Source organism: Iodobacter sp. CM08, assembly GCF_033446605.1.
GTDB lineage: Bacteria > Pseudomonadota > Gammaproteobacteria > Burkholderiales > Chitinibacteraceae > Iodobacter.
Window position 1 is genome coordinate 29038 of record NZ_JAWQUO010000030.1, and the last position, 13983, is coordinate 43020.

The 13983-nt window shown below is 46.8% G+C and carries 19 protein-coding genes; 7 read left to right on the plus strand and 12 right to left on the minus strand.

Features of this window, described 5'->3' with window-relative positions:
- Positions 1-10: 10 nt before the first annotated feature.
- The 5 genes from R6242_RS16200 to R6242_RS16220 all read right to left on the minus strand — a co-directional run bounded on the left by R6242_RS16200 (position 11) and on the right by R6242_RS16220 (position 2467).
- Positions 11-472, minus strand: coding sequence for a hypothetical protein (locus R6242_RS16200; protein ID WP_318428710.1), 462 nt, complete (start codon positions 470-472; stop codon positions 11-13).
- Positions 473-794: 322 nt separating this feature from the next.
- Positions 795-1031, minus strand: a complete 237-nt coding sequence (locus tag R6242_RS16205) for a hypothetical protein (RefSeq protein WP_318428711.1) — start codon at positions 1029-1031, stop codon at positions 795-797.
- 31 nt (positions 1032-1062) lie between these two features.
- Positions 1063-1236 (minus strand): hypothetical protein, encoded by a 174-nt coding sequence (locus R6242_RS16210; RefSeq protein WP_318428713.1) that lies wholly within the window; start codon positions 1234-1236, stop codon positions 1063-1065.
- Positions 1237-1428: 192 nt separating this feature from the next.
- Positions 1429-1746, minus strand: coding sequence for a hypothetical protein (locus R6242_RS16215; protein ID WP_318428714.1), 318 nt, complete (start codon positions 1744-1746; stop codon positions 1429-1431).
- A gap of 334 nt (positions 1747-2080) precedes the next feature.
- Positions 2081-2467: a hypothetical protein gene (locus tag R6242_RS16220; RefSeq protein ID WP_318428716.1), complete on the minus strand. Its 387-nt coding sequence runs from the start codon at positions 2465-2467 to the stop codon at positions 2081-2083.
- Positions 2468-2952: 485 nt separating this feature from the next.
- Between R6242_RS16220 and R6242_RS16225 the strand changes: the two genes are divergently transcribed.
- Positions 2953-3909 (plus strand): IS1595 family transposase, encoded by a 957-nt coding sequence (locus R6242_RS16225; RefSeq protein WP_318428718.1) that lies wholly within the window; start codon positions 2953-2955, stop codon positions 3907-3909.
- An 8-nt stretch (positions 3910-3917) separates the two neighbouring features.
- Here R6242_RS16225 and R6242_RS16230 read toward each other — a convergent pair whose 3' ends face one another.
- The gene (locus tag R6242_RS16230) at positions 3918-4466 is read right to left on the minus strand and encodes a hypothetical protein (protein ID WP_318428721.1); all 549 of its coding nucleotides are present in this window, start codon (positions 4464-4466) and stop codon (positions 3918-3920) included.
- A 752-nt stretch (positions 4467-5218) separates the two neighbouring features.
- Between R6242_RS16230 and R6242_RS16235 the strand changes: the two genes are divergently transcribed.
- The gene (locus R6242_RS16235; RefSeq protein WP_318428723.1) at positions 5219-5413 is read left to right on the plus strand and encodes a hypothetical protein; all 195 of its coding nucleotides are present in this window, start codon (positions 5219-5221) and stop codon (positions 5411-5413) included.
- Positions 5414-5874: 461 nt separating this feature from the next.
- Here R6242_RS16235 and R6242_RS16240 read toward each other — a convergent pair whose 3' ends face one another.
- The 3 genes from R6242_RS16240 to R6242_RS16250 form a co-directional block, all read right to left on the minus strand.
- Positions 5875-6183, minus strand: coding sequence for a hypothetical protein (locus R6242_RS16240; protein WP_318428725.1), 309 nt, complete (start codon positions 6181-6183; stop codon positions 5875-5877).
- Between the two features lie 572 nt (positions 6184-6755).
- A complete protein-coding gene (locus tag R6242_RS16245) occupies positions 6756-7499 on the minus strand; it encodes a hypothetical protein (RefSeq protein WP_318428727.1) in 744 nt (247 codons plus the stop codon).
- 6 nt (positions 7500-7505) lie between these two features.
- On the minus strand, positions 7506-7721 hold the full coding sequence (locus R6242_RS16250; protein WP_318428729.1) for a hypothetical protein: 216 nt from the start codon (positions 7719-7721) through the stop codon (positions 7506-7508).
- Between the two features lie 537 nt (positions 7722-8258).
- Between R6242_RS16250 and R6242_RS16255 the strand changes: the two genes are divergently transcribed.
- The 5 genes from R6242_RS16255 (at position 8259) to R6242_RS16275 (ending at position 12344) form a co-directional block, all read left to right on the plus strand.
- Complete coding sequence (locus R6242_RS16255; RefSeq protein WP_318428732.1) at positions 8259-9071, plus strand: Fic family protein; 813 nt, start codon at positions 8259-8261, stop codon at positions 9069-9071.
- A 70-nt stretch (positions 9072-9141) separates the two neighbouring features.
- Positions 9142-9504, plus strand: a complete 363-nt coding sequence (locus R6242_RS16260) for a hypothetical protein (RefSeq protein ID WP_318428734.1) — start codon at positions 9142-9144, stop codon at positions 9502-9504.
- Positions 9505-9583: 79 nt separating this feature from the next.
- Positions 9584-9913 carry a hypothetical protein gene (locus tag R6242_RS16265; RefSeq protein ID WP_318428736.1) on the plus strand — a complete coding sequence of 110 codons (330 nt, stop codon included), beginning with the start codon at positions 9584-9586 and terminating at the stop codon, positions 9911-9913.
- Positions 9910-10617: a hypothetical protein gene (locus tag R6242_RS16270; RefSeq protein WP_318428738.1), complete on the plus strand. Its 708-nt coding sequence runs from the start codon at positions 9910-9912 to the stop codon at positions 10615-10617. The genes R6242_RS16265 and R6242_RS16270 overlap by 4 nt, the downstream gene beginning before the upstream one ends.
- A gap of 320 nt (positions 10618-10937) precedes the next feature.
- Entirely contained in the window at positions 10938-12344 is a 1407-nt protein-coding gene (locus R6242_RS16275; protein WP_318428741.1) for an ISL3 family transposase, read from the plus strand.
- Positions 12345-12689: 345 nt separating this feature from the next.
- Here R6242_RS16275 and R6242_RS16280 read toward each other — a convergent pair whose 3' ends face one another.
- The 3 genes from R6242_RS16280 to R6242_RS16290 form a co-directional block, all read right to left on the minus strand.
- Positions 12690-13049, minus strand: coding sequence for a hypothetical protein (locus R6242_RS16280; protein ID WP_318428743.1), 360 nt, complete (start codon positions 13047-13049; stop codon positions 12690-12692).
- A gap of 201 nt (positions 13050-13250) precedes the next feature.
- On the minus strand, positions 13251-13616 hold the full coding sequence (locus R6242_RS16285) for a hypothetical protein (protein ID WP_318428744.1): 366 nt from the start codon (positions 13614-13616) through the stop codon (positions 13251-13253).
- Positions 13617-13682: 66 nt separating this feature from the next.
- Complete coding sequence (locus R6242_RS16290; protein ID WP_318428746.1) at positions 13683-13979, minus strand: hypothetical protein; 297 nt, start codon at positions 13977-13979, stop codon at positions 13683-13685.
- Positions 13980-13983: the final 4 nt, after the last annotated feature.

A 13983-nucleotide genomic window follows, 5' to 3' on the forward strand; every position in this document is an offset into this window, starting at 1 on the left:
CGATGGTTGATTAACGAATTCGCCCGCGCTCTTTGCCGACTGGCTGCATTACAGCTCGTGCAGCATCAAAAGTTTGTGGCAAATCATCAGGAATCTGAGTTTGCAGATCACCATAAGTGCTACTCGCACTTTCAGCATTTCTTAGTGCTTCAATGGCCTGACGCACCAATGCTGCCCAGTCAGAATTTCTACACAATTGGTCAGTTGGCAGCAATGCAAGACGTTCTTCAAGCTTTTGCATTGCTTCTATTAATGTTCGCCCTGTCACATAAGGAAGCCAGCCAGCTGAAAATACATAGTCCATTGCTGGGGACATATCGTTATCACCTGCGCTTGAAAGATCGTAGACTGTAACAATTTCAAGTTCACTTGTTCCCAATGCAGCCCATACGCCTTTGCTGTAACGGTCATCCCATGCCTGAAAGTGAAAACCTTCCATGGTCACAAGATTGTCGATTCGCTCAAATGTCATTTTGCGATTCCCTGGTATTTCCCATAATCTTTTCCGTTAGTCAAGTTGCTTCCGAAATGAAGTATCTGCTTCATCGAAAATTTCGCGTACCCGACGGTCATGTTCTGCTGTTTCTGGATCGGTATCAATTTTTCTAAATTGGTGTTTCTGAAAACTCTTCATAAATAGAGGCAACAAAACGAGGGCTAGTAGTATCACAACAGGATTTAGCAAGGTAGTATCACAACAGGATTTAGCAAGGTAGTATCACAACAGGATTTAGCAAGGGTTCACCTCGATAACTAATGCCATACCAACCTGCAAAACCAACTAAGAGCATCAGTCACAGGCAAACCAACAGCTTGATCTTTACTTTCAGTACGCTGTTATGGCCTTCCATATATGCAAATTGCAGTTTCAGCGACGGGAGTGAACGGCAATCCGCCAGTTTTCCTGTTTGACCGTGGTCTCTCCCTAATTCTTCTGCTCGTTTGATTGCCATTTTCAGGATGTTGCCCATAGTGTTTACTCCTACAAGGTTAATCGTTGGGATTTTTTCCGTTGAAACTGGTTTGCCCATGCTGACCTTCCAGACAGAATGGGCAAAATAGCTACATCCCCTGCACAGGTTCGCGTTGTGCTTTCAAAGATAAGCGGATAGATGTATTGGCAAGGATAGCCTGAACCTGCTCATCGGTAAGGCTCATGGCTTCGTATTTTTGTAGTTGTGCTTCAGTTACTTGGGTAGGTTGGTACAGTTTGCTTATGTTAGTTTTGGTACTCATGAGGTTTCCTTTTTTGAGGTTAGTGATGAGTGATTTCGGAAATTATTCCGGTTATTGTGACTCAAATGTTGCTTGGTTAGCATCGTATTCGCCTCACGCTCACTGCTAAGTTCTTGCCTCAAGCGTTCAAGCTCTACAATGACATTGCTCTCTGCTAGAGCAATTCCTTCATATCCGATGACTGTAATCTTTTCAAGACGCACGTTCGACTTCTGCAAGACTCTTTCCTGTTGCGACCTCGACCACTAGAAACATCCCAGTGGATAGCGATATCACGCGCACGGGAAAAGGATATTGTGCTGCAATTCGCAGGGATTCGGCATTAATAACCTGCGCACGCTTTTTAGCGCTCCGTTCTTCAATGAGACCTAACAGCCAGCCGATCCCCGCTAAAACAAGTAGCACAAGCAGCGTCCAGCCGACGGCACCGGTAAAGGTACTGGTGAAAATTCTCACGATCATAAAAATAAATAAAATGATAAACAAAGTCATTCCTGCAAAGATTGGCATTTTCTATCTTTTTCCGTGAGGATGCTTAGTTAAGTAAATCGTTGAAGTCTTGAGCGTCGTGAAACCATTTAGGGCATAAGCTCAGTTGAGTTTTAAAGGCCTTCCGTGGATTTTCATTAAAATGACCGTTCAATCCATTCTCGAGCACGAACTGAGCCAAAATTCCCAACAACTCCGAAAGCGCCACACACAACTGCCAAGAGCAAAATACCAACTCGACACAAAGATTCAGCACCATCAGCCTTCACAAACCAGCAAGCCGCCCATAATGCCAACAAAATGGACATTAGGCCAAATGCCTTTATATAAGCCTTCATGAAAATTCCTTATCTGATTAAGCAGCAGTGTTGATGATGAAAAAGTCGCTGTCGTGAATTTTCAAAACAGCATTTCGCTTTGCTGAATCTTCCAAAATGCCTGCGTTTTGATAAATTGGTCGCATTACCTGAATAGGAAGAAATCGCGCACCCCGCCGCTTGCACTCTGAACGCACCAACTCCCCTCGCTTGATCATGCGTTGCATGAGCTCGGATTGTGCTAGATCAGCCTTACCATCCACTGTCATTTTGCGATTCCCTGGTTTTTCCGTCAATTTTTTAAGTTTACGAATAACATCTGCTAGTGAGTTTGCTGCAAGCTTCACTTCATCGACATTTTTTAGATCAATCTCACCGCCTAGCGAATCACAAACCTGAGCGGCCATTTCAAATGCCTCGGCCATCGAAGCTCGATGTGCGGCTTGCCATGCACGGAACGCAAACGTTTTTTCGTACCCCCCACCGCCTGCTCAGCAAAATTGTCCTTGCTGTTTCCACCAGGTTTCAAAGTCCATGTCTTTTCCGTTAGCCTGCACTATCCGTTTTGGTTGGCTCCCAGATCGCAGCATGTTGCGATGCCAACATACCCATCGAAAACATAGAAAAACACAAGGCTGTGATTCGAAGAAGCTCCCAATCTCTCGGTGCATAAGCGAGCACACAACTACCTACCACTCCCATTAAAGCTAAAATCAGAGCAGGCTTCTTGGCTATACACCACTTTCCGCTAAGGCTTTGTCTCATGCTCTTTCCTTTGATTTGCTTTTATTTATGATTCGTCTTTGTTGACGCATAAAAAAGATCCTGATTATGTCTCTTGCTCAACCTCCTTGCTCAAACCACCTAAAAGGCCTAAGGTGAACGAACGTTCTTTTTTGGAGTGGTCGTCATGGCAATCAACCCAATCCAGATGCAAAAGGGGCTGTCGCTGACTGATTTTTTGAAGCAGTACAGCACGCAAGCTCAATGTGAAGCGGCATTGTTCCAAGCGCGTTGGCCACAAGGGTTTCGCTGCCCCGTGTGCCAACATGCTGTAGCCACTGAGTTCTTGCGTAGCAAAACTCGTTTATGGTGCTGCCGTGCTTGCAAACATCAAACTACGCTGACTGCGGGCACCATGATGCATCAAAGTCAATTGCTTCTCAGCAAATGGTTTTTGGCGATTTACTTGGTGACTCAATCTAAGACCAATATTGCTGCCTTGGCATTGCGGCGACAATTGGGAATTAGCTGGAAAGCCGCGTGGTTGCTTAAACATAAGCTGATGGATGCAATGCGCCAACGTGAAAGCGGCCAACCTTTAAGTGGCGATATTCGGGTTGATGACGCCTATCTCGGTGGCGAGTATCCAGGTGGAAAATCTGGGCGGGGCTCAGAGAACAAAACAGCCTTTGTCGCTGCTGTGGAAATGCGTAACGGCCAGCCCAACCGAGTGCGTTTTGATCCCGTTGATGGCTTCTCTTTCGCCGCCTTGATGCCTTGGGCAAGTAGCGCCTTACGAGCGGGGAGCGTGATCACTTCGGATGGCTTGAGCGGGTTTAGGGTCGTGCAGCAGCTCGGCTTTCAACACCGCGTGGTGATTGCGCCGAAGGGGAAAGCAGGCACCGAAATTGATGCGTTTAAATGGCTCAATGTGCTGATTGGCAACCTGAAAACCACGCTGTCTGGAACGCATCATGCATTCAAATTTTCAAAATATGCGGCTCGTTATTTGGCTGAGGTGCAATACCGTTTCAATCGTCGAGCAGACCTGTGCGCTCTGATTCCTCGATTACTCAAAGCCGTGATGCAGGCTAAACCTTGTCCAAGAGGGGTATTTCAAGCCTTAATTGAGCAAGAGACATAATCAGGTAACTATAAGCTGTGCTCAATCGCATTATTTAAAGCATCAAACGCTAGTGATCGTGTCTTAAAGCCTTCTAAGACAGGAAGTCCTTCTAAGTGAGGCACGACAAACCACTCTCCGTTTTGGATTGTGCAATCTACAATCCCTCCATATATTAGGTCAACGTTTGTAGCCAGCCCACCTGGCTCTGATTCACTCCATCCTTCAGGGGGAGCAGATTGAACCAATGCAGCCGCTTCGGAATACAATGTTACAAGCTCGGGGTATTCAGCTAATGCAGCAACTGAGGGTAGAAACACATCAGATGACGCTTCAGTGTCAGGAGATGCCCAATACAATGCGTTATTAACTTCGCGCTTGTGCGCTTGGCGTAAGCCTCCATCTCCCAATGCATCCACAAAACCGAGTGACTCACCCTCAAAAAATACTTCGGCCTTCCGCCCATGATTAATCAACGGTTTGATCATCGCAGCCCTTGCGAACTCGATAAATGTTAGCTGCTGTGGCAAATTCCGTGCTGGAATTGGCACTACACCAATAGGATCGAAAGCAGGCAACGCTTCGCCTGTAGTAAATCTCAGAGTTAATACCCCCCCATCTACGGTGAAGATTTTAATGCCACCATTATTACGGGCTGCATCAATGATTTCTGCACGAAGGTTGTCGTCGGTAGTCCACTTGTCATACGTTACCCCAGCCTCAATCGCAGTTTCCTCAAGTTGAGCACGATTAATTTCTCCGACAGCAAAGCAAATACGGGTGTCAAGTTCTGAACCATGTTCGATAGGGCTTTGCCAGCCGGTCCCTTTCCTTTTTAATTAGCATAAAAATTCACGGTTTCATAAGGTGGAGTGCAGCACCACATGAACAGAGGGCTGCGCAATTACTACGGGCCAAGCCAGACCAGAATAGTAGTTTTCGAGGTCCATTCATTTATTGACAAATGGGACAAAATAGCTCATTATTGATGTGTGGCTTGACCACATAACTAAACCCTGTTTCTGTGTTGTGTCGGTTTGCCGTCAGAGGCAAGTTAAAAACACAACTCTCTTAAACAACAAAGAATAACCAAAAACATGAATCTATGCCTCCTCAAAGCAAACAAACATTTAGACAAAACTAAATACGCACAATCTCTTGGTTATACAGGGGAAAAGCCAGTTGTTGTCCTAGACGGAAAAGTAATCTCACATCGCTCTGTCGATTGGCTTTCTTTCTGTAATAAATTAAGAACAAATAAATATTATTATTAATATTTACGAATTTCAATAGCCCAGTATAAATTACAGGGCATAACCGGATAAATCTGATGAACGAATCACAAATAAACGCAATCAAATGTATTCACGCAGATGCAGTTGGCGCTTTCGAATTTGCGCATATCGAAGGATATTTGAATACAAATAATGGCCATAATTGGGAGGCACATCGAAAATCCATTAAAGAATTGGAATCTGCATTCCCAAATATTTTAGCGCCAGTAGACTTGAATTTTGATTTCTAAGATGCAGGTCATTTGTTTGAATACTGCGCGTGATGCGCTTTAACACCCTTTTAGCGCCATTCTAGCCCTGTTAAGGGGCATACCCATGCAAGTTCGCTGTCTTACGTAGTGCTGCCAGATTGTGGTGCTCCCCGGCAAATGAGCTTCTATCGGTATGCAGGAAAGGATACCCATGGTCTGTCGTTCTCACCCATGATGGGTATGGTGAACATGGGGATTAATCCGATTGGCCTGTTCTTTTCATCCAGTCATTTCGATAATGAGAACACCGAACCCGCATCGCGGTAGCTTGGGCATTTCGTGCACAGGAGTATTGAGCATAGGCGAGATTGGTGCAGGCGACTACTGATATTTGGCTGTCAGGAGCCGTCTGCACAATAGGCGTCAAACCCAGTCAGTTGGTGCAGTCAACTTCTGAAAACGACAGCCATGGACGCTTCTTTACCTCTGAAAGTTCCCTTTCAAAAAAAATCAGCCCGCGTGACGGGCTGATTTTGCTTAATTACTGACTGTCCAACCTTGGCCGTTTCCTCCTTGTACTGACGACCTGCAACTTTGCTAATCAAATAGAATAAAAAATTATCGTCGCGAGCTGCAGTCCAGCCGTTGATGTAGCAGCAATCCATCTGATACAAGTCGAACCATGCGTACAGAGTGCCATCTGAGAGCATCGCCAGTTCGGGATAAAGGGGGCGCAACTCAATGAAGTCCTCCCGTCCGAACTCCGGCACTTCGTTGGTTGGATCGTCCAACATTTCTAGTTGAAGCATCGACGCTCGTGCCCAGATGCCCGCAACATGTTCTCTGGCGTGCCGGGCAGCTCGGGTGCGGTCGTTCAGCCACGTAGCCTCCCGTTTCTTCACATCATCAAACCCCGCCTCATACGTCCAATGGCCCAGGTAGGTGTAGCCAATATAGCCTAAGCTCTCCGATTTCTCCTCACGCTAAATGACAGGTTGCGGTGGGAGCAGTGCCGTATCGAGAGCGTCGCATAGCGTCATGGGCTGGCCATAGTAGGCGAAGCCACCATTCCCAGACTGGATGCCTCCCAATAGCAAACTGACGAAAGCGTCCTGCGCACCATCCTTGCTTTGGAAGATTCCAGGCAGCCGGGCGTTGAACGGGCGATGCCGGATCATCAGTCCGCCTGCGGGATGCACCGCTATCTCGTAGGGTTCAGGTACAACACCCCATGTCGTCCTATTATCTGTGTCGAGATGGCCCGGTCGGTCTCGTGAGCTCAGTTCATTGTGGTTGTTCCGGGCTGGCCACCGTGGCATTAAACGTTCGATGTGAGCCTTCAATCCAGCACCACACTACAAACATCCTCCATTGATGAGTTTTAAGGCCTCCATATGACTCCAAGGCCTGCCAGGTCCACCATAAGTGCCCAATGAGCATATGAAGGGGTTTTTGCCCCGGTAACCCATGCACGATAGACGCTAGATGCTCCTGTCTCATGAAGGGCAAGCCCAATTGCCCCGCCAATCAGAAAATTTAGTTGGCGAGCTGAAGCGGTTTCTTTTTTGGCGTTGATCGCAATTCTGCTCTCTACTTCAATGAACTCACTTGGCAGAGGGGTGACCCAGTCTGGGCCTGAAGCTAAAACTCCGTCTCGAATCCCTCCAGTAAAAGGCTGATCAATAAAGCTAAATCCTTTTGGTCGCCATATGAACTTGTATCCAGCAGCGTGGGCAAGAATCGCCCAAGCAGCATATGGGATGCTACTTGGCTGATCCCCAGATGAAACCCAACGCCTATAGGTGCGTGAATTGCAGGAAGAACCCGATGTCTGCACTTCGAGCCCTAGCATCATCCCAATGCGGCCACCTGTTATTTTGATTCCAGTTTCATGCTTGATCATTTCGGCAAGCACCCGGACCTCATTGCCGGTTGGTTGCACACGGGCCGGGTCAAGTGCCGGGCGTAAAGTCTCATCTCGAATTGAATGGAGTATCAATTTCTTTCTCCCTTTAGATATATTTAAAAAAAAGCGACTTAAACACAGTACACTGCTGTGAAGTCGCTTCAGGTTGTTTTCATTTCGATTTTCGGTCTTGAGCATTTTTGATTGAATCGATTTCAATCAGATCTAATTCATTCTTTTTTTGTTCCGCTTCATAATCTTTATTAGCTTGTTCAATAGAGTCTTCTTTTGTAATGCACAGATGAGCGCCACCCAACCTGCAGAACCAATGTTTTCGCGGAACTGAGCTGCCCACCAGTCTTCAATAACACCACCCAGCCTGACTTTGGTTGGGTAAATCAAGGCCCCATGGACTTTTGTGCTTCCTAAAATCCCTAACATTTTATCTTCCTTCGGAATGACCCAGATTACCCTAAAAGGGTTTATTGATGTGGCCAGTTCACCTAGCCATAGTGAGCTAATTTGTCCCATCCGTCAACGCAATTGTAATTTTTCCGGAAGAAATAACGGGAAGCAGGCAAACTAAGAATTAATGAGCTTTCGGCTCACTGGGGACTTAATACCCTCAATAGAGTCACTCAAGAACAATAAAACTACAGAGCACGTTGCTGTAGCCAGTAATGCAACATGCAAAATTAATTGCTGCTGATGTATCGTAATGAAGTGGTCGACCCACATTGCGTACTCCACTGGGGTCACTTTAACGACATCATTGATTGCATTAATGAAAAAATTTGCTGCGTCATTTACGACGCTTAAACCAAAGTACGATGTATTTTGGGGTATGCGGATTTGAGTGTGTTTTTGGCTCCAAATCCTACGCCTGACATCGTGTAGTAAAACCGGATTTTATTGTTGCAATGGTTGGTTTGTTCCAACATAATGAAACCGGATTACATTGTGGGAACAAGGAAATATATGGAACTCTTTTCTGCTTTAGGCTTTCGATGGGACAGGCTCGCTGTGCCCGCTGCGGTGCCGACGCACTCCATCGAGCGGGTGGCCTTTCGGTTTCATCGCATGCTGCCCGAGTTCGTTTGGGATGCGTCCGTCCTAGAAGGAAACCCGTTCACCTTTCCCGAGGTCAAAACCCTGCTCGATGGCGTGACTATCGGCGGTCGAAAAATCTCTGACCAAGAGCAAGTCCTCAACCTAGCGGAAAGCTCCAAGCATCTTTTGGCTCTGGTGAAGACTGGCAAGTTCTCGTTGGGCAAAGCGACGTTTACTGAGCTGCATAGTCTTGTCGCTCGCAATGAAGCGCTGGAGTGGGGGCACTTCCGAGGCGAAGGTAAAGAGACAGGCTACACGCCGGATGTTGGTTTGGGTGAACAGGGGCGATACACGCCACTGGCAACCGTGGCGGGTGCGCCAGAGTTGAATCGTGTCTTTGCCAGTGGCCTGCAAGCGCTTCAAAGCGACGTGCAGCAACCCTTTGAGAAAGCTGCCGCCTTTTTCCTGTTCGGTGCTTTGCAGCAGTTCTTTTTTGACGGCAATAAACGCACGTCCCGTTTCATGATGAATGGCATTTTGATGTCGGCGGGCATTGATGCTGTCAGCGTCCCCGCAGCAAAGGCGCAGGAATTCAATGAAAACATGGTCAGGTTTTACATGGAGAAGGATGCCACTGAAATGATGTCATTCTTGGTCAATTGCCACCCGGACGCTGAACAGATTCATGAGACAAATCAAACCACTCCAGTCCAAGACAGTGATAACGGAATGGAGCCATGATAAAAAATTACGGCTATCCCAATTTGGCTGTGTTTACCCACAACAAAGTCCGATTTTTTGGAGTTATTGCATGACAAATGAAGTCTTGAACACTGATGCATCCCCGGCACCACGTAGAGGTCGGAAACGTGCCGACGCAACCAATGAGGTGCGGGTTGTTTCACGGTTGCACAGTATCGAAGAACGCCATTACTACACCGCGTTGGAAGCGCCCGACGTGAAAGTGGCGATCCATGATTACGAGGGAGCGCAGGCGCGGCGCGATAGCATCAGTCGGAAACTGTGTGGCGGCTCTACTGCCGTGACTGTGGACGATCTCGGGCGTTGGGAAGCCTCACTTGCGACCGCCAAGAAAACATTGGCGCAACTTGCGCTTCGCACGCCCATTTTGAAACGGCACCCGGCTTTCGCTTCTGTGATTGACCACAGCTAAATCTGGATAGCCTGCATATACAAGTTCAAGAAGCCCTTACAAGCCTGCCTCAAAACAATGACAACGAAGGAATGACGCTATGACTAACGATAACAAGCCGCCTATTTTCGACCCCACTGTAATGTTCGACCCTTCCACTCATGAGCCGCGCACCGGCAAGTCAGCCTTAATGGGTGAACTGATGGCTCAGTTTGCAGACAAACAGGAATCTTTGCAAGCAACGATCATCGGCAATTGCACAACGACGCTGCCGATGAAATTCAAGTTCGACCCGAAAGACAACGGCCACTCATTTGTGATTGGCTCAACGCGCAGCGGCAAAGGTATTGCCCCCGCCTTTATTGCTGACCACTTGGATTCCGTGGCCGAAAAGATGAACGTGAACGACAAAAAAGAGATTATTAAATGAAAGTCACCATTAGCTATCCTCCCGATTTTCGGTTGTCAGGTTGGTCGAAAGAGGTTTTCCACTACCGCTTGATCCAAGCACTACGTGGAGATTCTTTTTATATTTACACGTTGCAGCAGTGCAGGGAGTCGCTTGGTCTGGATGAGAACGAACAGCTACACGATGATCTATCGGTGTTCAGCAGCATGAATTACTCGAAAATGTCTAGCTCCGTTCTCGCTACATTACCATCGAAAATATCCGAGTATCTAGGTGTCAAGATACAAATGCATCGGTTGGCTGGTGCCGGACTGATTGCCAGATTGTTACGATTATTGCTGATTGGAGGTGTTTTAGCTGGTTCTGCTGCATTGGGCGCTTTCGGAATGCTACTGAATTCTGATATCAGAGCAACTCACAATAATGCAACGAAAATTAGTAATTATTCGGAAAAAATACCTAGTCAGACATTGTTTTCCGATGCACCACAACTGCCGAGCATAGGCATGGCAGTACCAGGAGGCCAAGCAGCGTCCTATGGCTCCAATAGCTTTTGTGATAGTGGTGACGTAAGCTGCTCTACTACGATTACTGGCAAGCCGGTTGAAGCATTAGGAAAGCTAATTGCAGCTATTCCTCAAGGAAAAGCCAAAGAATACAAGATTCGGTTGTCAGTTACTCCGGTACCTTGCTGCGAAGAAGAAAGTCGCTCAATTTCAAGATGACCGAGTTTAATTCTGACCTTCTGAGGCTGCTGCGCCTTCATGGCTTCGCACTGACCTTCTATGGCGGCGACGCGCTGCATGCTGGTGTTGGCGCTCCCACCGAGCAACAGACATGGCGCAGCGCTCTTGATGGCCTTGGGGCATCTATCAGCAGAGATGGAGCGGGGACAGCGCAACAGGCGCATGAATTAACCGCCACCATTGAGTCTTGCCTGTTCGATCTGAATGCGGTCGTTCCGAGAGCGGCAGGTGCAGCAGTGGCATCGGCTATCAGTCACGCTACGGCTAAGGTCTAGTCCAGCATGGAGATGCGTTGATCCATGCCAGCCAACATTCTGAACCTCCCCGACTACAAGGTAGTTCGGGTCGAGGAAAACGACCACGATTATCACATCACCGCCGAAGTCTCAAATCCTCCCGTCATCTGCGTGGGTTGCGGTTCTGAGCGATTGATCGGTCACGGGCGTAACGAACAAGTCATCCGAGACATGCCGACCCACGGCAAACGAGTGGCTATCTACGTGGACACTCGCCGATGGCGATGTGTGGACTGTGGTAAGACCTTCATGGAGGTACTGCCCTCCGTTAACGCCAAGCGTGAGATGACTGAGCGGCTGACACGCTGGATCGGCCAACAGAGTTTGAAGCGCACCTTCGCCAGCATCGCCGAGGAAACCGGCTTGGACGAAAAGACCATCCGAAACATCTTCCGCGACCACGTGGCCGTACTCGAAGCTGAATTCAGGTTTGAGACACCCAAGTGGATGGGCATTGACGAAATCTACCTCATCAAGCCGCGTGGTGTCATCACCAACATCGAGAACAACACGGTGCTGGATTTGCTTGTCAACCGCAACCAAGACACGATTGCCAAGTACCTTACTGGCCTTAAGGGCAAGGAGAAGATTCAGTACGTGGCGATGGACATGTGGCGGCCTTATAAGAACGCGGTCAATGCCGTTCTGCCGCAAGCCATCGTTGTCATCGACAAATTTCATATCGTAAAAATGGCGAACGAAGCCATGGAGAAGGTGCGCAAGTCCATGCGGGCGGATCTGACCATCAAACAGAAACGGGGCCTGATGCACGACCGTTTCGTATTACTCAAGCGGGAACGCGACTTGACAGACAAAGAGCAATTCAATCTGGATGGATGGGTGAAGAACTACCCCTTGCTAGGCGAAGCGTACAGGCTCAAGGAAGCGTTCTACGGCATCTACGATGCCAAATCCCAGCCCGATGCACTGCTGGCCTATGAATCATGGCAGAAGTCCATTCCGCCTGAGCTGCACGATTCCTTTCATGACCTGACCCGAGCTTTCCAGAACTGGATGCCGGACATCCTGAGCTACTTCAAGCATCCGGTCACTAATGCCTATACCGAGAGCCTGAACAGCCTGATTCGGGTTATGGACCGCATGGGCAGGGGTTACAGCTTTGATGCGCTACGGGCAAAGATTCTGTTCACCGAGGGCGCTCACAAGCGAACCCTGTCTCGACCTAAGTTTGAGCGTCGGCGGGAGCCTGAACCTGTCGAAATGGGCTTGGGCTTGCCGGAGGATGCAATCGGCTATGGCCTACCGCCTGTGCTCATGCGAAAGACGGTCATGACGCCAAAAGAAAAGACGCCGAATGCAGGCCGCCCACACGAACCATCAGGGCCACCAAAGAACTACGGGGCCGACATAAACACATTGATCGAGCTATTGGAAGCGGGCAAGCTATGACGACTCAAACACAGCTAAATCCGGTTACCCGTTAAACTTAGGCAAGAATAAAACTTTTATGTATCTTTTATGTATCATCCTTCTATACAGGTGTGGTATGGACAGATAAATAAACAGGCTTAACTTCCATTCGTGTTTGATCGCCATATTTGCTTGTATCAATAGGTTTGGTACTGAAATGCACAATAATTTTGTTAATCAACAACACGTAGCCAATAGGCTGCATAATTCTCTTCCATTTAGAAGTTAAATTCACGAACGTAGCTAATAACTTGTTTATCGAGTAATTCTTGTTGAGCTTTGGTAAGTTTTTGTCCCATATCACTACTCCGCAGAACTTATAAATCATAACAAAAGTAACTTCTCTAATTCACCCTGGCTTATAGGATTATTATCATCATTTTCCAGAGGCTGGTAATTTAAAAGAATGACTTGATCATCTTTTAAATCAGCGTTTTTTTTCCTATGCAAGGATGCTACCTGCTTCCTATAGCCTGCAATTTCTTCATAGGTTAAGCCAACAGCACAAGAAGAAACAGTCGCTTCAGAATAACCAGCAATGCCACCAATGCTGGTTGAATTATTAATCGCGAAAACTAAATGATATCTTTGAAAAACACAATTCTTTGCAGAAAATGCAGATTGTGAAAATGAAAAGAATACAACTGAAAGTAATATTAAAATATGTTTATGGCGCTTTCTCATGACATTAAACCTTGTTTGTTCAGCCGGTCAATTTGATCAACACGTATTGATACATGTTGCCTTTAATTTACATAATTAAGCACTGCTCATTACTATGGACAGCATGGGCCATAATGGCCTATATTGCAAGATATATTTGAGTGCTCATAAAATATATCAAACAGTTCCAATTACAACGTCCTATATCAGTCTAATAATTTACTATTCAGGATCAATCACATCATTAAAACTCGAACTTAAACTCTCAACATTATAAATTCCAAACACTTTGGCAACTCTCATTCCCACCGTAGGACGTCCAACCTTCTCAAGGTAAATCATAGCCCCTGCACACATGCTTTCTTGTCTACTCGCCTTATACTCCCCCTCCTCATTCCAACTGCCTCCAGAACGCTTATCATGGACAGTCTTATGACACTGGAACGTGCTGTAATCATCATTCACTAAGTTCTCAATGATACTTTGCAACCGCCCTGGCATAAGATCGATAGCCCCCATCTTTAAGAAGGGACAATTTTTGCAGGGCCGCTTTAACTTGTAATGCGTTACAAGATGGTTCTTAGTCATAATGAGGACTCTAAAGGTATTTTGTTTGACGCCAGTGGCCAAAAGACTACCGTCGTAAAAATCACGTTACATTATATTATCAATGGCTTGCAATTCTTCTGCCATTTCAATAATTGCTTGAGCACTATCTACCAAATTTCCATTCCATCGCATACGCCTAAAACAAAAACGATGTTTTTGCATAAGCTCGCGAACCATATCAGGAGTTGTTGCTGCTGCTCTCGCAATCAATTCGATCTCCTTATATATTTCGAGGACACATTTTTCATCCAGACCGTTATTTCCTTCAACCGTGGTGTGGAATTCGATTGAATAGATTTTCCACTTTTCATTAATTTCGCAGACGTAATTTACTAATGACATAAAA